This window comes from Deinococcus aquaticus (assembly GCF_028622095.1).
Taxonomy (GTDB): Bacteria; Deinococcota; Deinococci; order Deinococcales; family Deinococcaceae; genus Deinococcus; species Deinococcus aquaticus.
In genome coordinates this window covers 171,421-196,812 of sequence record NZ_CP115165.1, presented here as the reverse complement: position 1 = coordinate 196,812, position 25,392 = coordinate 171,421, and the positions used below count along the sequence as shown (strand labels likewise).

Here is a 25,392-nt window from a genome sequence, read left to right as displayed (position 1 = left end):
GGCCTTGAAGGACCCCTCAGGGAATCCTGATCAGCCCTTAAGGAACGTGGGGTATCTCACGTTAGCGGCTGCTGGCGGTGTACGCTCGGCTCATGTGGCCATTTGGAAAGAGCACCGCTGACCGAGTCAACGACGCCATCAACGAGCAGCCCCGCCTGAAGGACCTGGGACTCCAGGTGCAGGAGCGCGGCGGCACCGTCACCGTGACGGGCATGGTCCCCAACGAGCGGTACGTGGGCCTGATCAACGCTGTCGCCGGCGGCATCAACGGCGTGAAGAACGTCGACACCAGCGGCGTGACCTTCGAGCAGCAGGTGGCCGCGCCCGCCCAGCCCGCCCCGGACGCGCCCGCCGCGACCGTCACCACGCCCGACCTGAGCGCCGCTGACGAGAAGCTGGACGCCGAAGTCAAGGAGATGGAAGACAACAGCCGCGTCGCCAAGGCCGTCCTGAAAGCCCTGCGCGGCAACGTGGAACTGGCCGACGATCCCATCGACGTTCTTCAGAGCGGCAAGAGCGTCATCCTGCGCGGCGTGGTGGACAACGAGCACGAGCAGCGCCTCGCCGAGAAGCTGGCCCGTGAAGTGCAGGGCGTCGCCTCCGTGGACGCCAGCGGCCTGCGCGTGGCTGCGGGCGCCAAGGAACTCGTCAAGGAGAAGGACACCAGCACTGGTGACACCGTGTACACCGTGAAGTCTGGTGACACCCTGGGCGCCATTGCGCAGAAGTACTACGGCAACGCCGCCGAGTACAAGAAAATCGCGCACTACAACAACATCAGCAACCCGGACCTGATCCAGGTCGGGCAGAAGATCCGCATTCCCGGCTGAGCCGGAGCAGTCTTCAGGGCGGGCCGGTCTCTTATGGGACCGGCCCGCCTTCTGCACCCAGGGAACCCGTGGGAAATCCTGCAGCCTGGGCGTCTCCGCCTTTGGTGGGACGAGCGGATGGGGTGCGCGGCGCTACGCTGCGCGGCATGATGAAGGTCATGGGAGCGGTGCGGGAACCGGGCGGGTCACGCGGGGTGCGTGGCGGCCCCCTGCGTGACATGACCGATCCCGGCACGTACCGCGCGGCGGCGTACGTGCTGCTGACCCTGCCGGTCGGCGCGCTGGTGGCCGTGCTGCTGACGGTGGTCGTGGCGGGCGGCCTGCTGACCCTGCCGGTCCTGATCGGCGCTCCGGCGCTGGTGGGCGCGGTGTGGCTGGTGGGGGCACTGGGGGACGTGCAGAGGTGGATGGCGGGCGTGCTGGGCGTCTCGTTCGCCCGCCGGCTTCCCGCGTCCTACGCTGGCGTGCTGGCGTGGCTGGGCGCGCAACTGGCGTCTCCCGTGACGTACCGGACGCTGCTGTTTCACGTGGTGCAGTTGCCGCTGGGGCTGCTGTGCTGGCTGGTGCTGGTCACGCTGATGATCGTGGCCCTGATGGGACTGGCCGCTCCGGCGTGGGCGCTGGGGTCGGCCGTGCCGATCGTGTGGAACGAGTGGACCGTGCAGCCCGGTCCGGTCGCCGTGGCGGGCCTGATGCTGGTCGGCCTGGGCACGCTGATCGTCACGGCGGGCGTCCTGAACCTGATGGGCCGCATGTGGACGAGGCTGGCCGCGGCCCTGCTGCCGCTGGACGCCGGGGACGAGGCAGCGAGACGTGAGGTGATCGCGCTGCGCCGCGCCGCCGGGCGGGTCGCGCTGGGCGACGACCTGAACGCCACACTGGGCGACCTGACCACCCAGGCCTGCGCGGCCAGCACCGCCGCCCGGGTCACCCTGCACGCCCGGGACGGCACGCTGTGGGCGTCGAGTTCCTCGGATGCCTGGGCGGACGCGGAAGCAGGGCCGGTGGGGGACGTGCCGGACACGGCCCTGCCGCAGCCGGGTGAGGCGAACGTGCTGCCCTGGCCCGACGGGGGCCTGATGGCGGTACTGCCGGTCTCGCTGCCCGCCTCGGCGGGGACGCTGGAGGGCGTCACGCTGCGCGCCCGCTACCGTCCGGGCGTGCGGCCCGGCGCGGACGAACTGGCGTTCCTGCTGAGCATCGCGGACCACGCGGGCACCGCCCTGCACGCCGCGCAACTGATCGAGCGGGCCGGAGCGCGCGCCGGAGAGCAGGAACGCGCCCGGCTGGCCCGCGAACTGCACGACAGTGTCGCGCAGGCGCTGTACGGCATCACGCTGGGGGCCAAGACGGCGCGTGCCACGCTGGAACGCGACCCGGCCCGCACGTTGCAGAGCCTGGATTACACCATCCGGCTCGCGGAGGGCGGCGTGTCCGAGATGAAGGCGCTGCTGTTCAGCCTGCGCCCCGACGCGCTGGAGGAAGGCGGCCTGATCGCGGCTCTCACGCAGCACGCGCACGCCCTGGAAGCCCGGCACGGCCTTCAGGTGCACGCCGATCTGCGCCGCGAACCGGACCTCGCGCCGGACGTGCAGGCCGCCGCATACCGCGTGGCGCAGGAAGCGCTGCACAACGTGGTCAAGCATGCCCGCGCCGCGCAGGTGTGGGTGTCGCTGGTGCAGGACGGACCGCACGTGACCCTGACCGTCCGGGATGACGGGCGCGGCTTCGACCCGCAGGCGCAGGGGCGCGGCACGCTGGGGCAGCGCAGCATGCGGGAGCGCGCCGCCGGGGCGGGCGGCACGCTGACCGTGCAGTCCGGGGCGGACGGCATGGCCGGCACCACCGTCACCTTGACCCTGCCGGCCCTGGCCCCCCTGACCCTGCCCGCTCGGGGAAGCGCGTGACCACCGTTCCGCCCTCGCGGTCCCTGATGCCGGTGCTGACGCGCATGGCGGCCGGGCTGCTGCTGGCCGGCGGGGGCGCGCTGCTGGCGTGGCAGAACGTCACGCTGCAGCCCACGCCCGGCATGAGCGTGCTGGACACGCCCGTCAGCGTGCCCCTGGACGGCCCGCTGCCCCTGGACCTGGCCCGCACGGCCGGCCTGAGCTTCAGCGGCGACCGGGTGGACCTCACGCTGGGGGCTCTGCCGGCGGGCAGTCCCCTGGCTGTGCAGGGCCTCGTTCACCACCGCGCCCGCAACCCCGTGCAGGCCGACGTGACCCGCCAGGGCCGCGCCCTGAACGCCGCGCTGTCCCTGCGCGTTCAGTCGCTGGACCGGGGGGGCGTGATCGTGGCCGGCCCGGAACAGGTGCAGCACACGGCCGACCTGCGCCTCACGCGGGACCTGCCGCTGACCCTGGCGGGCGACACCACCAGCGGGAACGTCACCGCCGACCTGGGTCCGCTGCGCCTGCGCACCCTGACGTTCCGCAGCGACAGCGGCGACCAGACGCTCGACCTGCCCGCCCGGCCTGCCGGGGCGCTCAGCGTCGTGACCCGCAGCGGCGAGGTCACCGTCCGCGCCGCGACCGGCTCGGCCCCCGACGCCCTGCGCGTGAACACCGCCAGCGGCGACCAGACGCTCGACCTGAGCGCCATGCGCACCCAGACGCTGGGCGTGGGTACCGAGAGCGGCGACGTGCGCCTCACGCTGCCCACCGTCACGGGCCGCGCCACCCTGACCACCGACAGCGGCAACCTCACCGTGACCGCCACGCCCCTCACGCGCGGGAACCTCGACATCCGCACGCAGAGCGGCGACGTGACCCTGCGCCTGCCGCCCGCCCTGAAGGTCCGCGTGCGCTTCACGGACCGTGACACCCTCTCCTGGCCGCGCGGCGCGCCCGCTCCCCTCGCCCCGGACCTCGACGTGTTCGTGGACGCCCCCCGCGCCAACTTCACCCTGACCCCCCTGGAGGACACCCCATGACCCACCCCACTCCCACTGAACCTTCCGTGCGCGTCCTGCTGGTCGACGACCACGCTGTCGTCCGCCAGGGCCTGCGCCTGTTCCTGGGTCTCGATCCCCTGATCGACGTGATCGGCGAGGCCGCCAACGGCGAGGAAGCCCTTGCTCAGGTCGCCGCGCTGCACCCGGACGTGGTCATCATGGATCTGATGATGCCCGTCATGGACGGCATTACTGCCACCCGAGCCCTGAAACGCGCGCACCCGGATACCGAGATCATCGCCCTGACCAGCACCCTGGAGGAACACAAGGTGAACGGCGCCATCGAGGCCGGCGCGATCAGTTACATGCTCAAGGACGCCAGTAGTGACACCCTGGCCGACGCCATTCACGCCGCCGCGCGCGGCGAGGTGCGCCTGCACCCGGAAGCGGCCCGCCGCCTCGTGCGGGACTTCCGGGGCGGCGAGATGCGCGAGAGCCTCACGCCCAAGGAAACCATCGTCCTGCAACTGATCGCGCACGGCTACAGCAACAAGGACATCGCCGCCGACCAGAACGTCAGCGAGGCCACCGTGAAAACCCACGTCTCGCGCCTGCTGGGCAAACTGGGCCTGGACAGTCGCACCCAGGCGGCGCTGTACGCCCTGAAGAACGGTGTCGCCAGCCTGGACGGCGTGGACCTGTAACCGCCTTCTTCCTCCCTGTTGTCGCGTATAGTAGATGAGTGTCTACTACGCGCGACGAAACGACGGACGCCATCGCCCATCGACTGCGCCTAGAACGCGAGGCGCGCGGCTGGTCCCTGGCCGACCTCGCCGCGCGCTCCGGCGTGGCCAGGGCCAGCATCAGCCGCATCGAACGCGGCGAGATGAGCCCCACGGCAGCGCTGCTCGTGCGCCTCGCCGGGGCCTTCGACCTCACGCTCGCCGGTCTGCTCGTCCGCGCCGAGGCCGCCGCCAGCCGCCTGACCCGCGCCGCCGACCAGCCCGTGTGGCGCGACCCGGCCACCGGCTACACCCGCACGCAGGTGTTCATGCGCCCCGACCACCCGGTCGAACTCGTGCAGGTCACCATGCCTCCCGGTGGGCAGGCCGCGCTGCCTGCCTCCTCGTACGCCCTGATCCGGCAGGTGATCCAGGTGCGTTCAGGCCAGCTCACGGTTACCGAGGGCAGTGAAACCCACCACCTGCATGCCGGGGACAGCCTGGGCTTCGGCCCGCCCGCCGACGTGGTCATCGCCAACGAGACTGCCCACCCCTGCACGTACCTCGTCGCCCTCGCCCGGAGCTGACCCTATGACCGACCTCCAGATCACGCCGCTGACCCACGCCGCCCTGCCCCAGCTGGGTGAACTCCTGATCGAGACCGTCGCCGCCGGAGGGTCCGTCAGCTTCATGCACCCCCTGCCGGAGGAACAGGCCCACGCGTTCTGGCAGGCCTCCCTGACCGCCGCCGACGCTGGCGGGCGCGTGCTGTACGGCGCGTGGCACGGCCCCGAGCTGATCGGCACCGTCACGCTGCTGCTGGACTTCCCGCCCAACCAGCCGCACCGCGCCGAGATCGCCAAGATGATGACCCGCACGGCGTGGCGCGGCCAGGGCGTCGCCACCCGCCTCCTGAGGACCGCCGAGGCCGAGGCCGCCCGCCGGGGGCGCACCCTGCTGACGCTCGACACCTCCGTGGACGGCGGCGCCAGGAAACTCTACGAGACTGCTGGCTACACCCTGGTCGGTGAGATCCCGGACTTCGCGCTGACACCGGACGGCCGCCTGAACGGCACGCTCATCTACTACAAGCGCCTGTAAACAGCGGAGGAGGCGACGGCCCACGCGGACCGCCGCCTCCCACCTGGGTCCGCTCAGCCCAGGTCGTCCAGCACGCCCGCGAGGTCCTTCTTCACGCAGGTGAACATCGGGGTGTCCTGCAACGTGAACATGCTCGCCTCGGTGTAGCGCAGGCGGTGCACGAGATCCACGAACTCCTGCGGGTAATCGCTGTCGAAGCTCACCACGAACTCCTGATCGTCGATGCCGTACGAGTAACTGGTGTTGATGCGCACGCCCTTGAACGGCACGCTGGCGTTGATGTGCTCGTCCATCATGCCCTGGCGGGAGTGCGGTGTCAGGTCGTACCACGCGCGCGTTTTCACGAACGGGTAGATGAACAGATACTGACCCTGGCCGGGCAGGATTTCCAGGCCGTGCCCGCTGCCCTCCACGCGGTTCACGTACTGGCTGCGTTTGTTCATGCTGATGAAGTTGAACGGCTGCGTCAGGTACCCCATCAGGCGCGTGCGGTTCAGGCGGGCCTGGGATTCCTGGAAGTCGCGCACGTCGAACGCGATGCGCCACAGCATGAAGTCCACGTCGCCGCGCACGCCCACCAGCGAGTACGGGCGCAGGATCAGGCCCTTCTCGGCCGGAGCGTCGGCGGCCCAACCGTTCGCGGCAGCGAGGAACTCGGCCTTCAGTTCGTCGCGTTCCGCCTGCGGCAGTCGCCGGAAGGCGGGGTCCAGCTTGAAGAACGCGTAGTTCAGGAACTGCCGGTTGGCGCGGTCGGCCTCGCGGCCCGTCACCTGACCGCTCGGGTCGAGGTCCACCATCATCTTCGGGCGACCCGGACGCGCGGCGGGTGCGGGCGCTCCCGTCTCGGCGGGCATCGCACCCTCGGGGCGGGTGCTGTCAGGACGGCCGCTCACTTGGCGCCTCCCGCGACAACCTCGCCGCGCAGGTCGTGCGTCAGGCCGAAGTTCTCCCGGTACAGCGCCTGAATCGCGCCGAATTCCTCGTCGGTCAGGGGCGCGGCGTCGAAGGTCGCGGCGTATTCCTCGAGGTTCTGCGCCGAGTAGATGTTCGGCAGGACGCTCGCCATGACCGGGGAACGCAACGCGAACTGAATCGCCAGCTGCCCGACCGTGCGGCCCTGACCCTCCACGAACTGCGCCTGAAGCTGCTCGACCTTCTTCAGGCCGTCCTCCATCCAGGCCTTGCGCCGGGCGTTGGTGGTCATACGCCAGTTGCGGTGGTCACCGGGCTCGAACTCGGTGTCCAGCGTCATGTACCCCTCCAGCAGCCCGGAGGCGTGCGGTACGCGGGCCATCACGCCCACACCCGCCGCCTCGCCCGCCGGGAGGATCGCCTCACCCAGCATCTGCTCGAGGAGGTTGTAGATGATCTGCGTGGGCGCGCGGCGGTCCCGGACGCTGGCAATCCCTTCCTCGATCTGCCGTTCGTTCAGCGCCGGCCCCAGCGCCGTGCCGTACGCGCGGATCAGACCCTCGGACTTCGCGCGGTCCAGTTCGGCCCACAGGTCGTCGTTCAGCACGGCGTCCATGCGCGGGTTGTGCAACTGGTAGTAGTCGATGTAATCGGTGCCCAGGCGTTTCAGGCTGCCTTCCAGCGCCTTTCGCAGGTACGCGGGCGTCCAGTCGTGCGGACGCTCCTGCTGTCCCGGACGGTCCGGGTGGTTGTAGATGTCGTACCCGAACTTCGTGCCGATCACGATCTGATCGCGCACGCCGCCCAGCGCCTCACGCTGAAGCTCCTCGGCGCGGCCCGACGCGTACGTGTCCGCGTTATCGAAGAACGTGACGCCCAGATCAAACGCCCGGCGCAGCAGGCCCTTGCCCATCTCCTCGTCCTTGACGCCCCACCAGGTCGTGCCGACCGTCCACACGCCAAACCCGACCGCGCTGACGGTCAGGTCGGTGCCCTGCAACTTGCGGTATTCCATGACCGGCACTATGTCACCACCGGCCGGGGAGGGATGACCCCGAACGACCGGTCAGGCAGGCCGCCCGTCCGCCCGGACCACGCGCGGCACCGGAAACACCATCCGGAATTCCGGCGCCGCCAGCGTCAGCAACGGCTGCGAATCCATCAGGGCCGGATGAAACGCGCCCTGCACCACGCTCAGGCGGGCCGCCTGCACCTGCCCGCGCGCCTGCACGGTGGTCAGCACGGTGGGCAGCAACGTCCCGCGCGGGCCTGCGGCGTCCGCGTCCGGCGTCAGGTCCGGCTGCGCCAGCGTCCGCCACGCCCCCGGCACCACCCCCGTCCACACCGGCACGCGCGGCCCGCCCGCCCGGAATCCCAGGTGCGCCAGCACCTCGCCCCCGGCCCCCATGACCCGCACCTGCCCACCCTCGCCACCCCAACCGTCCGGCCCGCCAACCAGCCCGGCACCCGACCACTGGAACGCCGCGAGTTCCTTCGGAATGCCCCAGTTCCGGCGGCCCCACACCACGCTGGCCTCCGTACTCACCACGATCCGCGTCACCTGCGGGCGCAGCCCCACCGGACTGCCACGCACCTCGGCCCACAACAGCTCGTCATATGGCCCCACCGGAGAGGACGCGTACCGCACCAGCATCAGCACGCCCCGGGCGCCGAACACTGCGACCAGCCCGGCCCCCCGCAGCGTCCACGGCGGCCCGGCCCCCACCAGCGCAGCTTCATCCGTCACGGCCCTCAGCGTATACCCTGACCCCATGCTGAAACACGTCTCGTTCCTCACCCGCGACCTGAACGCCACGGTCGCCTTCTACGAAACACTGGGCGGCGTCACCGAGAAGAACCTCACCACCCCCGAAGGCTACCGCCGCGCCGTCCTGCGCCTCGGGGAGGGCCGCCTGCAGTTCTTCCAGATCCCGGAGGAGACCCCCGCCCCGCACCCCCACTGGGCCGAACACATCGCCCTGCACGTCACCGGCCTGCGCGCCCTGCTGCCCACCCTGCGCGCCAGCGGCGTCACCGTCACCCGCGACCTGCAACCCAGCCCCGGCGGACGCGACATGGCCTTCGTGCAGGACCCCGACGGCAGGCAGGTCGAACTGCTCGAAGGGTGAGATGCACAAAATCACCTTTTTGTTTCTCTGTAGATAAGGAGTAAGATGGCGCCAAGCCCAGTGAATTAAATTGCTATGGAGGGATGATATGAGCCAATGGCGTGGATTTCTGTGTGTGCTTTGTCTAGCAGGCAGCTCGTCTGCCATCGCTGGAAATCTTAGGGGCGCCATGATTGTGGCCGCCGATGGTAATTTCCTTGGAACCTGCGACGGCGCGTATGGTGCGAATAGCATCTCAAATGACTACAGCCGATATGGTAGCCCTTACGGCACCCACAGTATGTTTAATAAATACGGACAGTATGGTAGTGAATATGGGCAATATAGCCCGTTCAATAAATATTCCACGGCAGCGCCTTATATTATTTCTGCTGATTCTGCTTTATTAGGAATGTTTACGAGTACTTCATATAGGCCAACGGCTGCCATTTCCCAAGCTCTTCGTAATTCTGGAGGTGCTCGAGTTACGTCAAATCGCTCAGTGGCGGGAGGAATAGATCCCAACGTCCTACGGGTTGCCTGTGAGATGCCCTAAGTGAACATGTAAGCGAAGTATTGGATGCCGATCAACCTGTAGCCACTCATCCACCCAGGCGTTAGCCTGAGCCCATGACACCGACCATCGTGATCGTGCCGGGCCTGGGAGACAGCGGCCCGGAGCACTGGCAGTCCCTGTGGACCGAGAAGTTCGGCGCGGCGCGCGTGCAGCAGGACGACCCGGACAGCCCGACCCCGGCGGCGTGGTCGCAGCGACTTCAGGAAGTGATCGAGGCGACGCCGGGCGATCTGGTGCTGGTGGGGCACTCGTGCGGGGTGCTGAACGTCGTGCACTGGGCGGCCCTGACGGGCGGGCACGAGCGGGTGAAGGGCGCGCTGCTGGTCGGCCCGACCGACGCGGATCAGGCGTTCGCCGAGTACCCGGCAGTGGCGCAGATGGCCCCGGTGCCCATGCAGGAGTTGCCGTTCCCGGCGCTGGTGGTCGCCAGCGAGAACGACCCGTTCGCCCGCTTCGAACGGGCCGAGGCGTTCGCGGACGCCTGGGGCGCGGCGTTCATCTCGGCCGGTGAGGCGGGGCACATCAACGTCGCCAGCGGGCACGGCGACTGGCCGGACGGCGAGGTGCTGCTGGGCGAGGCGCTGCACGCCTGGACACCGCCGGACATCGTGCGCTTCTGAGGGCTTGATCCAACAGCGCCGACAGAACAGAAAGGGCCGCCTGCCGGGTTGACCGGGGCGGCCCTTCTTACTGAATGTTGCACTGAGGGTTCAGTGTGGGCGGGTGGTGTTCAGGCGCTGGGCTGGGCAGCGTCGATCTTGTCGGCCGGGGCGCTGTGCTTGTCCAGCAGCGTCTCGAAGGCGCGTTTGGGCTGGGCGCCCACGACGCCCTCGAGGGGCTGGCCGTCCTTGAACAGGATCAGGGTGGGGATGCTCATCACGCGGTACTGGCCCTGCGTGACGGGGTTCTCGTCGACGTTGACCTTACCGATCTTCACGCGGCCCTCGTACTGCCCGGCGAGTTCCTCGATGACCGGCGCGATGATCCGGCAGGGTCCGCACCAGGGGGCCCAGAAGTCCACCAGGGTCAGGCCGCTGGCGATTTCGTCGTTAAAATTGCTGTCCGTGAGTTCCACAGGCTTCATGTCCGTCACTATACGCCGGGGGGGCATGCCTGGGATGGGCGGCGGATGGGGGAGACGCTCACCGCTTGTTTAACCGTCGTGACGGGCATCTCAATCCGGCAGGTCCTCTGGCCCGGTCCACCGCGTGGGGCGGTAGCGTGGGGGCGTGACTCCTGACGCTGACCTGCCTTCCCTGCCGGGCACCCCGGCCTTCCCGGACGCCCTGAGCGGCGGGGACTGGACTCCAGGGGACGCGGCGGCGTTCGCGCGGGGCGCGGCCCTGTTCGCGCAGGGCGAGTGGTGGGAGGCGCACGAGGCCTGGGAGGACCCGTGGCTCCGGGCGGCGGGGCCGGACCGGGCCTTCTTGCAGGGCGTGATCCTGCTGGCGGCGGCGCTGCATAAGCGCTGGCATCACGGGAGCCTCACGCACCGCAATTACCACAAGGCCAGCCGGTACCTGGAAACCCTGCCGCCCGGTTACGGGGGCGTGGACCTGCCGCGTCTGCGGGCCGAAGTCTGGGAGGCCCTGCATGACCCGGCGCGGCGGCCCCGCCTGCACCCCCCTGCCGGGTCGTGAATGGCTGCCGGGCCGTGAATGAAGTCTGGGGGTAGGTGGGGGTGGGTGGCGCGCCGGGGGTCGGGTATTCTGCGGGGCGGGCGTTCCCCCATCCGGGGCGGCGCTCCGCGGCCCGGGCCCCGCAGCGGGCAGGGCGCACAGGAGAGACATCAGATGGAACGTATTGCACTTTTTATTGACGGCGCGAACGTGTACGCAGCGGCCAAACGACTCGGCTGGAACTTCGATCATCGTAAGATCCTGGAGCACTTCTCGGCGGGCGGCGCACTGTACAACGCCTTTTACTACACGGCGGTCCCCACGCCCATTGACGACAAGCAGAAGCGCTTCACGGACGCCCTGACGTACATGGGGTACACGGTCCGCACCCGCCCGCTGCGCGAGGCGACCGACGAGGGCGGCGAGACGCACCGCCGCGCCAGCCTGGATATCGAGATCGTCACGGACCTGCTGTCCACCAGCGACCGTTTCGACACGGCCGTCCTGCTGACCGGTGACGGCGACTTCGAGCGTCCGGTCGAGGTGCTGCGCGCCCGGGGCAAGCGCGTGGTCGTGGCCTGCATCGCCGAGATGACCAGTTACGAACTGCGTAACGCCGCCGACGAGTACGTGGATTTCAAGGATATCCGCGAGCACGTCGAGCGCCCCGGTTACCGCCTGCCCAGCGAGTCGCGCGGCAACGGCGGTAGCGAGCACCGCCCGTTCTACACCTCGGCGGCGTTGCAGGAATCCGATGACCGCTGAAGCCCCGAAAATCCTGCCGGTCGCGCTTGACGCGATGGGCGGCGATCACGGCGCCCCGCCGAACGTCGAGGGAGCCGTCCTGGCCGCCCGCGCGGGCGTCAGTGTGCTGCTGGTCGGAGACCGCGTGAAACTGCACGCGGAACTCGGGAAGCACGCCGGGAGCGCCGCGCTGCCCATCGAGGTGGTCGAGGCGACCGACGTGATCGGCATGGACGAGCACGCCAGCGACGTGCGCCGCCGCACGCAGGCCAGCATCAACGTCGCCACCCGCCTCGTCAAGGAAGGCCGCGCGTCGGCGGCCGTCAGCATGGGCCACAGCGGCGCGACCATGGCGTCCGCGCTGCTGACCCTGGGCCGCATTACCGGCGTGGAACGCCCCGCCATCCTGGCGCACCTGCCCGCGCGCGGCGGGTTCACGACCATGCTGGACGTGGGGGCCAACGCCGACGTGAAAGCCAGTTACCTCGCGCAGTGGGCGCGGCTGGCCAGCGTGTACCTGCGGGTCGTCGAGGACCGCGAGAACCCCACCGTGGGCCTGCTGTCCATCGGCGAGGAGGACCATAAGGGCAATGCCCTGGTCCTTGAAGCGCACGGGCTGCTGCGGGAACTGCACGGGCGCGGCGTGAACTTCCACGGGAACATTGAGGGCCGCGACGTGTTCATGGGCACCACCGATATCGTCCTGACCGACGGGTTCACCGGGAACGTCGTCCTGAAACTCGCCGAGGGTGAGGCAAAAGTGCTGTTCGGCTGGGTCAAGGAAGCCCTGGGCAGCACCCTGAAAAGCAAGATCGGGGGCCTGCTGGTACGCGGCTCGCTGCGCGGACTGGCCGACCGTATGGACCCCAGCACGTACGGCGCCAGCCTGCTGATCGGCGTGAGGGGTCTGGCGTTCATCGGGCACGGCAGCGCCGACGCCCGCGCCGTCAAGAACGCCCTGCTACGCGCCGCCCGCGCCCACGACGCCAACTTGGTGCCCCGCCTGGAAGCCGCCTTTCAGGAACAGTCAAGTCTGAGCTGACCGTTTTCCTTCACATCCCTCATCTTCTCATGAGAAGGTGGGGGGCATGTTGGCCGAATTGAGTGTTCAGATCGTCAAACCGCAGGTGTGGATCGGGCTGGCCCTGACGGCCATGTTCGCCTACGCCATCTACCGTTTCGGACGGCTGCTGATCAGGACCCTGAGCCCCCACATTCACCGCGGCCTTCCCGGCGTCCTCAAGTGGGTGTGGTTGCTGGTCGTCAGCGTGTCGTGGCTGGCGGTCGCCACCTTCGTCACGTACCTGCCCAGCGTGCCCGTGCTGTTCGAGCTGGGCCGCGACATCACGCAGGGATTCCGGCACAGCGCCGGACAACTGGTCGTGGTGATCGCCATGGCTCTGATCGCCTGGAACCTGATCAGCACCCTGGCGGCCCGCATTGTCGCGGAACAGGAATTCAACCGCCGCAGCGTGCGCGTGCAGACCCTCAAGGGCGTAGTGGAAAGTACGCTGCGGGTCGTGGTGGTCATCATCAGCGCCATTGCCGCGCTGCAGGCCATCGGCCTGAACGCCACCAGCCTCCTGGCCGGGGTGTCCGTGCTGGGCCTCGCCGTGGGTTTCGGCGCGCAGAGCCTGATCAAGGACGTCTTCAACGGCTTTTTCATCCTGCTGGAGGACCAGTACGGAGTGGGCGACGTGATCACCATCAATACCGGGCAACTCTCGGGCGGTGTGGAACGGCTGAACCTGCGCGTGACCGCCCTGCGCGCACTGGACGGCACCATGCACATCGTCCCGAACGGCCAGATTCAGACGGTCAGCGTCAGCAGCAAGGACTGGTCCCGCGTGGTCGCCGCCGTGGACGTCACGTACAACGCCAACGTGGACGAGGCCCTGAAGGTCCTGCAGGCCGTCAGCACCGAACTGTACGAGTCGCCCGACTGGCGGCACTTCTTCCTGGAAGAACCCGAGATGCAGGGCGTGGTGCAGCTCGCCCCGGACGGCGTGACGCTGCGCGCCCTGTACAAGGTGCAGCCCAAGAGCCAGTGGGCGCTGGGCCGCGAGTTCAACCGCCGCATCAAGATCGCCATGGACGAGGCCGGCATCGAGATTCCCTTCCCTCAGCGCAGCGTGAATTTCGGCTCCAACCCCATCGAGATCCGCCTGACCCGCGACGACGTGCCCGCCCCGTCCCCCGCGCAGGACACCAGCACCCAGAACCGCCGCACACCCCCCGTGGAACCCAGCCTGAGCCGCGACCCCGAGGAAGAAGAGATCTGATACGGACTCCGGGCGTGGCGTTGGCAACCCGGACAGGTGGGCGCCCGCGTCACAGGCCCGGTGCCTGTCGTTCAGGGCAGACGCCCCGCCCCGAAGGGCGGGGCCGCCGCCCTGTGCCTGCCGTCTGTCTGTGCGGCTTCAGCCGGGCAGGCTGGCCGGGCTGGGCGGCGCGACGGGCGGCAGGGGCTCGAGTTCCTGACCGCCGAGCAGGGCGCTGAATTCCTCGCCGCTGAGGGTTTCGCGGATCATCAGGACGGTCACGATCTCGTGTACGCGCCCCAGGTGCTCGCCGACTAGGGCGACCGCGCGGGCGTACGCGGCGTCCATCAGGGTGCGGACCTCGGCGTCCACCTGCGCAGCCGTGGCCTCGCTGATGGGCGTCATCTGTGCGCCGCCGCCCAGGAACCCGCCCTCACTGCTGGCCAGGGCGACCTTGCCGATGGTTTCGCCCATGCCCCACTCGGTCACCATGCGCCGCGCGATGCCGGTCGCCTGCTGGAAGTCGTTCTGCGCGCCAGTCGTGACCTCACCGAAGATGACTTCCTCGGCGGCGCGGCCGGCCAGGGCCACGGCGATCATGTCTTCCAGCGCGGGGCGGGTGACGTGCAGGCGGTCATCGGCGTCCGGCATCATGAACCCGGCGGCGCGGCCCCTGGGCACGACCGTCAGTTTCGCCACGCGGTTCGCGTGCGGCAGCAGCTGGGCGGCGAGGGCGTGGCCGACCTCGTGGTACGCCGTGACCTTCCGGTCCGCCTCCCGCACCACCAGACTGCGCCGCTCCGGGCCCATCAGCACCCGGTCCCGCGCCTCATCCACGTCCCGCCCCACGATTCGCGTCCGACCCGACCGCGCCGCCTGCAACGCCGCCTCGTTCAGCAGGTTCTCCAGGTCCGCCCCCACCATCCCCGCCGTCCGACGTGCCACCACGCCCAGGTCCACGCTGGCGTCCAGGGGCTTCTTACGCGCATGAATGCGCAGGATCTGCTCGCGGCCCCGCACGTCCGGCGCGTCCACCACCACCTGCCGGTCGAAGCGTCCCGGACGCAGCAGCGCTGCGTCCAGCACGTCCGGGCGGTTCGTGGCGGCCAGGATGATGACCTCCTGCCCGCTGGAAAAGCCGTCCATCTCGACGAGCAGCTGGTTGAGGGTCTGTTCGCGTTCGTCGTTGCCGCCCTGCATGTTCATGCCGCGTTTACGGCCCACGGCGTCGATCTCGTCGATGAAGACGATGCAGGGGGCGGCCTTGCGGGCCTGCTCGAACAGGTCGCGGACGCGGGCGGCGCCGACACCGACGAACATCTCGACGAAGTCGCTGCCGCTGATGCTGAAGTACGGGACGCGGGCCTCACCGGCGACAGCCTTGGCCAGCAACGTCTTGCCGCTGCCTGGAGGGCCAACCAGCAACACGCCGTGGGGGATGCGGGCGCCGAGCTGGTGGTACTTCTCAGGGTGGCGGAGGAAATCGACGACTTCCTGAAGGTCCTGTTTGGCCTCGTCGCAGCCGGCGACGTCGGTGAAGTTGAGTTTGATCTGACCCTCGCTGATCACGGCCGCCTTCGACTTCCCGAAATTCCCCGCCGCGCCCGCGCCGCCGTTACCGCGCATGCTGCGCCACAGAACCACCAGGATCAGGGCCGTCAGGATCAGCGGCAGCACCTGCCCCACCCACGCGAACGACGACCCAGCCTGCGTCACCTGCAATGGTACGTTCGCCGCGCGGATACGGGCCAGGGTCGCACCGTCCGCCGGCACGACCAGCGAGCGCGGGCGGCTGCCGTCCACGAACGTCACGTTGGCCTGACCGGCGCTGGACAGCACCACCCGCGACACCCGCCTCGCCTGCAGATCACTGAAAAAGCGATTACTGGAGTACGGTCCCTCGGACAGACTGGGCGTGGGCTTCGGCGCCGTCTGAATGGGCGCGCTGGCCGCTGCCGCCGACGCCTGCATGCCCAGGCCAGGGGTGTTCATGCCGCCGCACAGCGCCCACACCAGCAGGCCCGTCACGGCCACGCGCGGCCGGAGGGTCCGCCGCACAGCGGCAGCAGCTTTGACGGGGGCGGCGGCGGCAGAATTCATGCCTCATGCTACGCCCGTCCGCCCGGCCTGACCGCGCGCCCGCTGACCATCCCTGCCGCCCGCCAGCACCCCCACCGGAGGGACGCTCAGGTTTCCGTCAGGCTCGCCCGGTATGCTGACCGTATGCGCACTGCACTTCTGCTCGGCACGCTGGCCCTTGGCCTCAGCGCCTGCACCGTCACCGTCCGCCCCAACCTGGGCCTTCAGGGATCGGGCAGCAACCTGATCGCCAGCCTGCGCCCTGACCGGGGCGAGGGCAGCACCTACGCTCTGGGCGAGCCGCTGCGGATCAGCGTCACCACCCGCGCGGCCGGGTACGTCACCCTGATTGCGCTGCAAAGCAACGGGTACACCAGCACCCTGGTCCGGAACATCTACGTGCCCGCCGGCACCACGACCTTCCCGCGCGCGCAGGACGGCGTGACGTTCAACGTGGCCGAACCGCGCGGCTTGCAACGCGTGCGCGCCATCTTCACCCGCGTGCGCCCCACCACGGACCTCGTGCTGCGCGGCACGTACGACGAGGGCCGCTGGAACGCCAGCAGCAGCGCCTACCTGCAACCCTACGCCGCCGCTGACCGCGACGTGCAGGAAACCTACCTGTACATCCGCTGAAGCCCGGCTGGGAGGCAGAGCTGGCAGGTAGAGGGGGGGAATCCAGACAGGGTTCCCCCCCTCTCGTGTCCCCCGGTGCGCGGCTACCCCAGCGTGCGGCGGGCTGTGGGCAGGCGTCCTGTCGCTGCCCGCCCGGCAGGCTGGGCCGCGCCGCGCCACGCGCCGCACAGGGCGCGTACGGCCGCCACCCGCTGACCTCCGGCGGCATTCAGGGCGGCCGTCATGGCCTCCCGCTCGCCGCGCCGCTGCCCCAGCAGGAACAGCGTGCGGGCCTGCGCCAGCGCCGCCAGTCGCTCCGGCTCGCGGGTGGGCAGACCGGCGGGGGGCGCGGCCCAGGCGTCGGCCGGAAAGCGCGGCGCGACCTTCTCACCCTCCTCGGCCAGCCAGGACCACAGGGCCGCGCCGGTCAGGACGCTGCGGGCCTGCACGCCCCGCAACTCCGGCAGCGCGTTCCAGCGGTGTGCGGCGGGCCGCGCGTACCCGCCGCGCAGCAGCCCCACCAGCCGCACCCGCCGGGTCACGCAGCGCCCACCCAGACCGTCCTGCTCTGCCCACCCGCGCAGTGCCCGGTGCAGCTCGGCAAACGTCCCGCCCGACGCGACCACGTCCACCAGCGCGGCCCGGCGGCCCGAGCTCACCAGTTCACGCGGGTGCAGGCCCGCCCCAGCTAGCAGGGGCCGCAGCGTCCGCGCCTGCCCGGCGTTCAGGGTGGCGTTCAGCAGCGACACGTTCAGGCCCGACACCCGCCACGGCACGCCCACGCCCCACAGCAGGCCGCCCAGATACGCGCGCAGTGGCTCGGGCGAACGGCCCACGAATACCAGATCCGCGCCCCCGGCCGCGACCAGCACGCCCGCCAGCGCCGAGCGCAGGTCCGGCAGGAACGCCTCCAGCGCGCCCGGATCGGCCGGGAGCACCCCCAACCCCCCGGCGCGGGTCACGTCCCACACGGGCGGCCCGGCACTGTGGAGCGGGTGGTGCAGAGGATGCGGCGCGTTCATACCCGCATGGTGCGCCCTGCGGGGTGGCCCGCGCGTCGGCCAGTTCATGCAGGGCCCGCTGAGCCATTCCCGCTATGCTGACCCGCATGAGCCTGACCTTCGAGGACGCCAGCGCCCGCGTGGACGCCTACATCAGCCAGTTCCGGGAGGGGTACTTTCCGCCGCTGCTGATGCTGGCCCGACTGACCGAGGAGACCGGCGAGATCGCCCGCGTCATCGCGCACGCCAACGGCAAGACGCCCAAACCCGGCGAGGATGCCGGCGACCTCGAGATGGAACTCGCGGACCTGCTGTTCGTGACCATCTGCATGGCGAACGAACGCGGCCTGAACCTGGAACGCGGCTTCGAACGCATGATGGCCAAGATCGAGAAGCGCGACGCGACCCGCTGGACCCTCAAGGACGCCAGCGAGCCCGAGGCCACCCCGTGACCGGCGACCTGCGCTACCCGCTCGGGCTGATGCCCAAACCGCAGACCCTCACGCCCGTGGAGCGCGTGGAGGCCCTCGGGCACCTGTTCGCCCTGCCCGCCGACCTGTTCGAGGCCGTGCAGGGCCTGAGCGACGGGCAACTGGGCACCCCGTACCGTGAGGGTGGCTGGACCGTCCGGCAGGTCGTGCATCACGTCGCCGAGAGCCACATGAACGCCTTCATCCGCCTGAAACTCGCGCTGACCGAGGACAACCCCACCATCAAACCCTACGAGGAGGACCGCTGGGCGACCCTGCCGGACCACGAACTGGTCCCCGACGTCAGCCTGAACCTGATCGACGCGCTGCACTCGCGCCTGGGCATGCTGTTCGCCTCCCTGGACCCCGCCGGCCCCGACTGGGCCAGGCCCTGGACGCACCCTGCGCAGGGCCGCACGTACACCGTGGACACCCTGCTCGCCATGTACGCCTGGCACGGACGGCACCACACCGCCCAGATCACGGCCCTGCGCGAACGGAACGGCTGGTAAGTGCAGTTCGGCCCCGAACTCCATACCCCCATCTCCCACCGCGCGGCGGGCGTGGTCATCCTGAACGCCGCCGGTGACCTCCTGATGGTCCGGGAGAACGGGGTCCCAGCGCAGCGGCAGAAGGCAGGCCTGTGGCACATCCCCAGCGGCACCGTCGAGGACGGCGAGAACCCCCAGGACACCGCCGTGCGCGAAGCGTGGGAGGAAGCGGGCGTGCGGGTCCGCCTGCTGAAATTCCTGGCCGCGTACCTGGGTCACTTCCCGGACGGCGTGCCCGTCCTGCGGCACGCGTGGCTGGCCGAGGCCCTACCAGACTCCACCTTCCACCCCGCCCTGCCGGACGAGGTGACCGAGGTGCGCTTCGTGCCGAAAACCGAATTCGACGCCCTGTACGACGCCCGCCTGATCCGTATGCACCACACGAAACTGTTCTACGAGGACGCGCTGCGGGAACGAGGGCGCTGACCGCCAGGGTAGCCAGAGACGGGGCGAAACGCGTCAATCTGCGTTCCGCCCCGGCTGGTGGTTGTGCCGATATAAACCCTTACTCGTACCCGAGTTCGCGCAGGGCTTCCTCGTCCTCGCGCCAGTTGTTGATCACGATGACTTCCAGGCCCAGGTACACCTTGCGGCTCAGGAACACTTCCAGTTGCTTGCGGGCGGCCTGACCGATCTCACGCAGTTGCTTGCCGCCCGCGCCGATGACCATGCCCTTGTGGGCGTTCTTCTCGACGACGATCTCACCCTCAATGCGTTGCAGGCCGTCCTGGCGCTCGGTCCAGGAGTTCACGCGGGTCGCGACGGCGTACGGCAGTTCGTCGCGCAGCTTCTTCATGGCTTCCTCGCGGATGATCTCGGCCGCCCACTGCTCGCGCGTCTGGTCGCTGGCGGCGCCCTGCGGGAAGAAGAACGGGTTTTCCGGCAGAACCTCAAGCAGCTGCTCGCGCAGGGTGGCCACGGCGGCCGGGTTGTTCTGCGCGCTCAGCATGGTCTCGCTGGTGTCGTGCTCGCGGCCCTCGAGGAGTGCGCGGTACAGTTTCATGGCTTCGTCCGGGTACTTGGCGGCGTCGGTCTTGTTGCCGACCATGAACAGGGGTTTGGGCAGTTCGCGGATCTGGCGGGCGACCAGCTGGTCCTCGTCGGTGGGCGGGTGGCGCAGGTCCACGACCCACACGACGGCGTCCACGTCGGCCAGGGCGCTGTGCACTTCGTGGTTCATGTACTTGCCCAGGGCGTCCTTGGCCTTGTGGAGGCCGGGCGTGTCCACGAACACGATCTGGCGGTCACCGTTGGTGTGGATGCCGCGCACGCCGCGTCGGGTGGTCTGCGGGCGGGGGCTGGTGGGGGCGACCTTGGTGCCCAGGAAGCTGTTCAGCAGGGTGCTTTTGCCCACGTTGGGTTTGCCGATAATGGCAATGAAGCCCGAGTGGGTCTGCTGGTCTCCGGTGGAGGAAAAATCCGTCATCGTTTTCATTCTCTCATGCCGCGCGCCTCTCAAAGGTGCCGGGGCGGGTTCAGGGGGCGCGGCGGCCCTGCACGCGCGCGATCAGCCGCGTCACGACCGCGCGGGGCAGCAGGCGGGGCAGCAGCGTCTGCACGCGGTTCAACTGGCCTGCCACGACGACCCGCTGGCCGCGCAGCATGCCCTGCACGCCCAGGCGGGCGACCTCGTCGGCGCTCAGGATGGTCAGGCGGGCCGGGCCGCTCAGCAGGTCGCTCTCGTGCAGCTGACTGACCGCCTGGAACCCGGTCTGCACCGGGCCCGGGCACAGCGCCGTGACGAACACGCCGCTGCCCGCGACCTCCTCGGCGACGGCCTCGCTGAAGCTCAGGACGTACGCCTTGGTGGCGTAGTACACGGCCATCAGCGGCCCCGGCTGGAAGGCGGCGGTACTGGCGACGTTCAGCACGCGGCCGCGACCGCGTGTCAGCATGTCCGGCAGGAACGCGCGGGTCAGGCCGGTCAGGGCGCTGATGTTCACGGCGATCATGTGGTCGATCTCGGCGGTCTGCTGCGTGCTGAACTCGCCGTAACTGCCCAGCCCGGCGTTGTTCACCAGGATGTCCACGGTCAGGCCGCGCGCCCGGACCTCACGGCTCAGGTCGGCGGCCGCGCCGGGGCGGTTCAGGTCAGCGGGCAGCACGTGCACCTGCACGTGGCAGCGCGCGCGGAGTTCGGCCGCCAGCGCTTCCAGGCGGGTTTCGTTGCGGGCGACCAGGATCAGGTTCGCGCCGCGCGCCGCGAGTTGCCGCGCGAGGCTCTCGCCGATGCCGCTGCTGGCTCCCGTGATCAGGGCGGTCGAGGTTCGCGTGCTCAGGGGCAGTGGGGCAGAGGCCTGGGTCATGCCTTCCAGCATGACGCAGCGCCGCCGCGCCCGTCGCGTGCCCGGACCAGTTTCCATGAAGACTCGGTGAAGTGAACGGACGGTCAGCGGGGCGCAACTTCCCTGACCTGACGCCCGTACTCTGGGGCATGAGAAACCCCGTCACCGGACCGGAAGCCAGCGTGCAGAACATGTTCGCCCAGAGCACCGCCGTCCTCACGCAGCCCAGCCCCGCCACCTTCGAACGCTACGAGCGAGGCGGCGGCCTGCGCAGCGCCCTGACGTACGTGATGGTGGCCGCCGTCGTCTCGGCCGTCATTGCCGCCGTGTTCTCCTTCCTGCACAGCGACGTGACCTTCTTCGGGCAGCTGTTCAGCCGTCTGATCGGCGTGCCCGTGGGGTTCCTGATGTTCACGGGCGCGGTGTACCTGATCGGCCGCACGCTGTTCAAGGGCACCGGCACGTACCCGGAAGTGGCGTACACCTTCGCGCTGTTCTACGTGCCGATCAGCATCGTCATGACTCTGATCGGCATCATCCCGATTCTCGGCTGGCTGGTCAGCCTCGCCCTGAGCCTCGCGCTGATCTACTTCGGGTTCCTGGCCGTGCAGAGCAGCATGAACCTGCGCGACCAGACGCAGGCGGCCGTCACCCTGGTCCTCGCGTGGATCGCTCAGGCCGTCGTGGGACTGATCGTGACAGGCATGGTGGGCGGCATCTTCGCGGTGGGCCGCGCCGTCACCGGCAACTGATACGGATTCCGGTTGAAAGGTTTGCAAAAGCTTTCAACCCGAGCGGAGCGAGCAGGAGAGAAACGGGTTCCGTCAGTGCCGGTTCAGGTAAGAAGGGCAGAGGCGTGAATGTAGCGCCTCTGCCCTTCCCTTTGTGCCGGTTCTGTCCCTATCGGTTCTGGGTTTACTGTCCCTGTCCGTACACGTGAACGGCCACGTCCATGCGGCCCTGCCCGCCGCCGTAGTACGTGCCGCGCACGGGTGACACGTCGCTGTACTCGCGGCCGTGCCCGATCTTGATGTGCTTCTCGTGTGCCAGGCAGTTGTTGGTGGGGTCCAGGCCCAGCCACCCGTACCCCGGTACGAAGCACTCGACCCAGGCGTGCGTGGCCTCGGCCCCGACCATCTCGCCGCCGCTGTACAGGTACCCGCTGACGTAGCGGGCCGGAATGCCCAGCTGCCGCGTGATGCCCAGCATGGCGTGCGTGAAGTCCTGGCATACGCCCCGCTGGTGCGTGGCGAACTCCGCCAGGGGCGTGTTGACGGTCGTGGCTTTCGTGTCGTACGTGAACTGCCGGTACAGTGACGAGTTCAGGTTCACCAGGAAGGACGGCAGGTCGTCCGTCCCGATGGGCCGCGTCACGCCGAACAGTTCCGGCCAGCTGCCTGCGGGGACGCGCGGACTGGCCACCAGGAACTCGGTGTGCCGCCCACGCTCGGGCCACAGCGCCCCGAAGGGCGTGGCGACCGGGTCGGGCACGGCGTGCGTGTCTACCAGCGCCTGCGCCTCAATCAGCAGGTGCCGGTGCTGTTCATGCACGTGCACGTGATGCACGATCGCCCCGAAGTAATCCTTGTGCGAGGTGACCTCGGCGTCCGGCGTGACGTGCAGGTGAAAGGACCGCACGGTCTGCCGGGCCTCCTGACTGGGGTGCAGCCGCACCTGATTGAACGAATCCCAGGCGGGTTTGGGGTAGTGGTACTCGGTGGTGTGACGGATCTCGCAGCGCATCAGCCCTCTCCCCGGTCCTGGTGAGCCGGTGTTCCTGCGCTCAGGCAGTCCATCATTCCTGCTGGAAGTACGCCGTGTCGATCGCGGCGCCCACCCGGTTGATCTCGATCAGCAGTTCCGGCAGCGAAGGGGAACGCCGCTCCAGAATATCGTCGATCCGGGCGTACTGAAGGCGCGCGACCAGCCAGCGGGACAGGCGCAGGATTTCCGGGTGCGCGCCGGGGTGGTGACGGTCGATCTGCGCCAGCGCGTCGTGCAGGTTCTCGGCACTGTAACGCAGGCTGCGCGGGAAATACTCGTCGAACAGCAGGAAGCCCGCCACGCCGCGCGGGTCGATGCCGCTGTGCGCCGACTTGCGGTACGCCTCGAACGCGCTCGCGCCCTTGAGGACACTGACCCACTGCTGTTCCTGAAGGGCGCGGGCTGTCGGGTCGGCCGGGCCGCCCAGGGCCGCTGGGTCCTGCGGGCTGTCCACGCGCGCCTGCAACACCCGCACGGTGTTATCCGCGCGTTCCAGCAGTTGCCCGCTGCGCAGGAACGACCAGCCCTCGTCGCGCGGCAGGGTCGCAAAGGCAATCCCGAAGAAGAACTGCGCCGCCTCGCGGGCCGCCACGCAGTACTCGTACAGACCGTCGCGGTCCATCACGTCGCCCGTCTCGAAGCACAGGTTCAGGTACGAGCGGTTCACGGCTTCCCACATTTCACTGGGAATCCGGTCTCGCAGGCCCCGCGCGTTCTGCCGGGCGCGCGCCAAGCTGCTGGCGATACTGGAAGGGTTCTCCAGATCGAACGCCAGCCACGCGGTGGCGCTGCGGGTGTCCAGCTGCCCGTAACGTTCCAGCAGGGGACCTTCGCCGCCCGTGAGTTCCAGCAGGGGCCGCCAGTGTTCACTGACCCGCCCGGCGGATTCCAGCGAGGCGTAGTAGTTGACGTTCAGCAGGCGCGCCGTGTTCTCGGCGCGTTCCATGTACCGGCCGATCCAGTACAGGTTCTCGGCCAGTCGTGACAGCAGCAGCATCAGCGGTTCTCCCCGGGCTGTTCAGCCCCCCAGGCGCCGGTTCCGTCCGGTGCCTGTTCCAGCTGATCGTGCGCCAGCTGATCCTTCTCCAGTTGCTGCTGGTAGGACCGCGCCGGGCCGTCCCCGGAAGCCGACACCATGCCCTGCATCTGCGACTGACTCTGCCAGCCGCCCCCCTGGGACTGACTCTGACTCTGGGACTGCCGGGCGGCCCGCAGCGCTTCCTCGGCGTCGGCCGCGTCGGCATCCTCCAGCACCCAGGTGTCCTTGCTGCCCCCACCCTGCGAACTGTTCACGACCAGACTGCCGCGCGTCAGGGCCACGCGGGTCAGGCCGCCCGGCACGATGGTCACGTCCTGCCCGAACAGCACGTACGGACGCAGGTCAATGTGCGACCCCTCGAACGTCCCGGAATCCGGGTACAGCGTCGGGTGCCGCGACAGGCCCACCACCGGCTGCGCGATGAACTCGCGCGGTTCCAGCCGCACCTTCTCCAGGTAGGCGTCGATTTCCTGCCGGGTGGCTGCCGGGCCGATCAGCATGCCGTACCCGCCGGCCTCGCCGACGCCCTTGAACACCAGATCTGCGGCGTTCGCCAGCATGAATTCCAGCTGATCCGGATTCCAGCCCAGGTAGGTGGGCACGTTGTTCAGCAGCGGTTCCTCGTTCAGGTAGTAGCGGATCATATCGGGCACGTACGCGTACACGGCCTTGTCGTCGGCCACGCCGGTCCCGACCGCGTTGGCGATCGCCACGCGTCCCTGCCGGTACACTTCCATCAGGCCCGCCACGCCCAGCGAACTGTCCCGCCGGAACGCCAGCGGGTCCAGGAAGTCATCGTCGATGCGGCGGTAGATCACGTCTACCTGCCGGCGGCCGCCGGTCGTGCGCATCCACACGCGCCCGGCGTCCACGAACAGGTCGCGGCCCTCCACGAGTTCCACGCCCATCTGCTGAGCCAGGAACGCGTGCTCGAAGTACGCGCTGTTGTACATGCCCGGCGTGAGCACCACCACCGTTCCGTTCGGTTTGGGGCTCACAGCCTGAAGGTTCGCCAGCAGCGCCGTCGCGTACTGCTGCACGGGACGCACGCGCTGACCCTCGAACATGCCGGGGTAGATGCGGGTCATGGCCTGCCGGTTGGCCAGCAGGTACGACACGCCGCTCGGTGAGCGCAGGTTGTCTTCCAGCACCAGGTACTCGCCCTGCTCGTTGCGGATCAGGTCCGTGCCGACCACGTGAATGAACACCCCGCCCGGCGGAATGACCCCGTGAACCTCGCGCCGGAAGTGCGCGGACGTGAACACCAGTTCCGACGGAATCACGCCGTCCGCCAGGATCTGCGCGCCGCTGTAGATATCGGTCAGGAAGGCGTTCAGGGCCTTCACGCGCTGCTTGAGGCCCGCCTCGACGTGCGACCACTCGGACGCCGGAATGATGCGCGGCACCGGATCGAACGGGAAGGTCCGCTCGGTACCCATGGCGTCGCCATACACCGTGAACGTGATGCCCTGATTCCGGAACGCCGCGTCCAGCTGGTGCCGGCGCCGCTCGAACTCTGCCGTGCCCAGCCGCTGGATGTACGCCTCCACACCCTCGTAGTGCGGACGGACCTGCCCGTCTGCCCTGAACATCTCATCGAAAAACCTGATGCCTGGATCGTACTTCATGCCATCCGCCCTCCCCCCGCGTCCCGTGAGATGCAACAAGATACGGGTTTCGCCCGCCCGGCGCGGGCAGCGGCGCAGACAGCAAAGGCATGCTAAAGGCGGCCGGCAGTCGCGGGAAGCCGGGGCTGCGCGCAGCGGAGGGCCAGGGGCCAGCGCCACGGTGACCCCCATCCCGTCCGCACTACACTGCCAC

28 protein-coding genes are annotated in these 25,392 nt (G+C 69.2%); 17 read left to right on the top strand and 11 right to left on the bottom strand.

Features of this window, described 5'->3' with window-relative positions; all coding sequences use genetic code 11:
• Positions 1-92: 92 nt before the first annotated feature.
• The 6 genes from M8445_RS00995 to M8445_RS00970 all read left to right on the top strand — a co-directional run bounded on the left by M8445_RS00995 (position 93) and on the right by M8445_RS00970 (position 5,546).
• The gene (locus M8445_RS00995) at positions 93-830 is read left to right on the top strand and encodes a BON domain-containing protein (protein WP_273989046.1); all 738 of its coding nucleotides are present in this window, start codon (positions 93-95) and stop codon (positions 828-830) included.
• A gap of 146 nt (positions 831-976) precedes the next feature.
• Entirely contained in the window at positions 977-2,737 is a 1,761-nt protein-coding gene (locus M8445_RS00990; RefSeq protein ID WP_273989043.1) for a sensor histidine kinase, read from the top strand.
• Positions 2,734-3,762: a DUF4097 family beta strand repeat-containing protein gene (locus M8445_RS00985; protein WP_273989042.1), complete on the top strand. Its 1,029-nt coding sequence runs from the start codon at positions 2,734-2,736 to the stop codon at positions 3,760-3,762. The genes M8445_RS00990 and M8445_RS00985 overlap by 4 nt, the downstream gene beginning before the upstream one ends.
• Positions 3,759-4,427 carry a response regulator gene (locus M8445_RS00980; protein ID WP_273989041.1) on the top strand — a complete coding sequence of 223 codons (669 nt, stop codon included), beginning with the start codon at positions 3,759-3,761 and terminating at the stop codon, positions 4,425-4,427. The genes M8445_RS00985 and M8445_RS00980 overlap by 4 nt, the downstream gene beginning before the upstream one ends.
• A 38-nt stretch (positions 4,428-4,465) precedes the next feature.
• Positions 4,466-5,032: a helix-turn-helix domain-containing protein gene (locus M8445_RS00975; RefSeq protein WP_273989040.1), complete on the top strand. Its 567-nt coding sequence runs from the start codon at positions 4,466-4,468 to the stop codon at positions 5,030-5,032.
• A gap of 4 nt (positions 5,033-5,036) precedes the next feature.
• Entirely contained in the window at positions 5,037-5,546 is a 510-nt protein-coding gene (locus M8445_RS00970) for a GNAT family N-acetyltransferase (protein WP_273989039.1), read from the top strand.
• Between the two features lie 53 nt (positions 5,547-5,599).
• Here M8445_RS00970 and M8445_RS00965 read toward each other — a convergent pair whose 3' ends face one another.
• The 3 genes from M8445_RS00965 to M8445_RS00955 form a co-directional block, all read right to left on the bottom strand.
• Positions 5,600-6,346, bottom strand: coding sequence for a chlorite dismutase family protein (locus M8445_RS00965; RefSeq protein ID WP_273990955.1), 747 nt, complete (start codon positions 6,344-6,346; stop codon positions 5,600-5,602).
• Positions 6,347-6,435: 89 nt separating this feature from the next.
• Complete coding sequence (locus M8445_RS00960) at positions 6,436-7,473, bottom strand: aldo/keto reductase (RefSeq protein ID WP_273989038.1); 1,038 nt, start codon at positions 7,471-7,473, stop codon at positions 6,436-6,438.
• A 51-nt stretch (positions 7,474-7,524) separates the two neighbouring features.
• A complete protein-coding gene (locus M8445_RS00955; protein WP_273989036.1) occupies positions 7,525-8,205 on the bottom strand; it encodes a hypothetical protein in 681 nt (226 codons plus the stop codon).
• A gap of 25 nt (positions 8,206-8,230) precedes the next feature.
• On the opposite strand from M8445_RS00955, the gene M8445_RS00950 reads away from it, so the two are divergent.
• Together M8445_RS00950 and M8445_RS00945 are read left to right on the top strand one after the other, a co-directional pair.
• Positions 8,231-8,587, top strand: coding sequence for a VOC family protein (locus M8445_RS00950; RefSeq protein ID WP_273989034.1), 357 nt, complete (start codon positions 8,231-8,233; stop codon positions 8,585-8,587).
• 609 nt (positions 8,588-9,196) lie between these two features.
• The gene (locus tag M8445_RS00945) at positions 9,197-9,763 is read left to right on the top strand and encodes an RBBP9/YdeN family alpha/beta hydrolase (protein WP_273989033.1); all 567 of its coding nucleotides are present in this window, start codon (positions 9,197-9,199) and stop codon (positions 9,761-9,763) included.
• Between the two features lie 110 nt (positions 9,764-9,873).
• Here M8445_RS00945 and trxA read toward each other — a convergent pair whose 3' ends face one another.
• Positions 9,874-10,227, bottom strand: coding sequence for a thioredoxin (gene trxA, locus M8445_RS00940; protein WP_273989032.1), 354 nt, complete (start codon positions 10,225-10,227; stop codon positions 9,874-9,876).
• 202 nt (positions 10,228-10,429) lie between these two features.
• Here trxA and M8445_RS00935 point away from each other — a divergent pair, with 202 nt between their 5' ends.
• The 4 genes from M8445_RS00935 to M8445_RS00920 all read left to right on the top strand — a co-directional run bounded on the left by M8445_RS00935 (position 10,430) and on the right by M8445_RS00920 (position 13,788).
• Positions 10,430-10,783 (top strand): DUF309 domain-containing protein, encoded by a 354-nt coding sequence (locus M8445_RS00935; RefSeq protein WP_273990954.1) that lies wholly within the window; start codon positions 10,430-10,432, stop codon positions 10,781-10,783.
• A gap of 153 nt (positions 10,784-10,936) precedes the next feature.
• Complete coding sequence (locus M8445_RS00930) at positions 10,937-11,527, top strand: LabA-like NYN domain-containing protein (RefSeq protein ID WP_189063586.1); 591 nt, start codon at positions 10,937-10,939, stop codon at positions 11,525-11,527.
• Complete coding sequence (gene plsX, locus M8445_RS00925; RefSeq protein ID WP_273989029.1) at positions 11,517-12,548, top strand: phosphate acyltransferase PlsX; 1,032 nt, start codon at positions 11,517-11,519, stop codon at positions 12,546-12,548. The genes M8445_RS00930 and plsX overlap by 11 nt, the downstream gene beginning before the upstream one ends.
• Before the next feature lie 46 nt (positions 12,549-12,594).
• On the top strand, positions 12,595-13,788 hold the full coding sequence (locus tag M8445_RS00920; protein WP_273989027.1) for a mechanosensitive ion channel family protein: 1,194 nt from the start codon (positions 12,595-12,597) through the stop codon (positions 13,786-13,788).
• A 138-nt stretch (positions 13,789-13,926) separates the two neighbouring features.
• On the opposite strand, the gene ftsH is transcribed toward M8445_RS00920, so the two are convergent.
• Complete coding sequence (gene ftsH / locus M8445_RS00915; RefSeq protein WP_273989026.1) at positions 13,927-15,867, bottom strand: ATP-dependent zinc metalloprotease FtsH; 1,941 nt, start codon at positions 15,865-15,867, stop codon at positions 13,927-13,929.
• A 123-nt stretch (positions 15,868-15,990) separates the two neighbouring features.
• On the opposite strand from ftsH, the gene M8445_RS00910 reads away from it, so the two are divergent.
• Positions 15,991-16,482: a DUF4384 domain-containing protein gene (locus M8445_RS00910; protein WP_273989025.1), complete on the top strand. Its 492-nt coding sequence runs from the start codon at positions 15,991-15,993 to the stop codon at positions 16,480-16,482.
• 83 nt (positions 16,483-16,565) lie between these two features.
• Here the strand turns inward: M8445_RS00910 and M8445_RS00905 are convergent, their stop codons facing one another.
• Positions 16,566-17,483: a hypothetical protein gene (locus tag M8445_RS00905; protein ID WP_273989023.1), complete on the bottom strand. Its 918-nt coding sequence runs from the start codon at positions 17,481-17,483 to the stop codon at positions 16,566-16,568.
• An 86-nt stretch (positions 17,484-17,569) separates the two neighbouring features.
• On the opposite strand from M8445_RS00905, the gene M8445_RS00900 reads away from it, so the two are divergent.
• From M8445_RS00900 to M8445_RS00890, 3 genes are read left to right on the top strand one after another with little or no spacing between them, the layout of a single operon-like run.
• A complete protein-coding gene (locus M8445_RS00900; RefSeq protein WP_273989022.1) occupies positions 17,570-17,914 on the top strand; it encodes a nucleotide pyrophosphohydrolase in 345 nt (114 codons plus the stop codon).
• The gene (locus M8445_RS00895) at positions 17,911-18,444 is read left to right on the top strand and encodes a YfiT family bacillithiol transferase (protein ID WP_273989021.1); all 534 of its coding nucleotides are present in this window, start codon (positions 17,911-17,913) and stop codon (positions 18,442-18,444) included. The genes M8445_RS00900 and M8445_RS00895 overlap by 4 nt, the downstream gene beginning before the upstream one ends.
• Positions 18,445-18,909, top strand: coding sequence for a Nudix hydrolase (locus M8445_RS00890; protein WP_273989020.1), 465 nt, complete (start codon positions 18,445-18,447; stop codon positions 18,907-18,909). It abuts the gene before it with no gap.
• 79 nt (positions 18,910-18,988) lie between these two features.
• Here M8445_RS00890 and era read toward each other — a convergent pair whose 3' ends face one another.
• Positions 18,989-19,909, bottom strand: a complete 921-nt coding sequence (gene era, locus M8445_RS00885) for a GTPase Era (protein ID WP_273989019.1) — start codon at positions 19,907-19,909, stop codon at positions 18,989-18,991.
• Positions 19,910-19,958: 49 nt separating this feature from the next.
• Positions 19,959-20,789 (bottom strand): SDR family NAD(P)-dependent oxidoreductase, encoded by an 831-nt coding sequence (locus tag M8445_RS00880; RefSeq protein WP_273989018.1) that lies wholly within the window; start codon positions 20,787-20,789, stop codon positions 19,959-19,961.
• Between the two features lie 128 nt (positions 20,790-20,917).
• On the opposite strand from M8445_RS00880, the gene M8445_RS00875 reads away from it, so the two are divergent.
• Entirely contained in the window at positions 20,918-21,520 is a 603-nt protein-coding gene (locus M8445_RS00875; RefSeq protein ID WP_273989016.1) for a YIP1 family protein, read from the top strand.
• A 163-nt stretch (positions 21,521-21,683) separates the two neighbouring features.
• Here the strand turns inward: M8445_RS00875 and M8445_RS00870 are convergent, their stop codons facing one another.
• Genes M8445_RS00870 through M8445_RS00860 form a run of 3 tightly spaced genes read right to left on the bottom strand, consistent with a single transcriptional unit; the run spans position 21,684 to position 25,199 of the window.
• Complete coding sequence (locus tag M8445_RS00870; protein WP_273989014.1) at positions 21,684-22,511, bottom strand: transglutaminase family protein; 828 nt, start codon at positions 22,509-22,511, stop codon at positions 21,684-21,686.
• A 52-nt stretch (positions 22,512-22,563) separates the two neighbouring features.
• Positions 22,564-23,529 (bottom strand): alpha-E domain-containing protein, encoded by a 966-nt coding sequence (locus M8445_RS00865; protein WP_273989013.1) that lies wholly within the window; start codon positions 23,527-23,529, stop codon positions 22,564-22,566.
• Entirely contained in the window at positions 23,529-25,199 is a 1,671-nt protein-coding gene (locus M8445_RS00860; RefSeq protein ID WP_273989011.1) for a circularly permuted type 2 ATP-grasp protein, read from the bottom strand. Before M8445_RS00860 ends, M8445_RS00865 begins: the two co-directional genes overlap by 1 nt.
• Between the last annotated feature and the right edge of the window lie 193 nt (positions 25,200-25,392).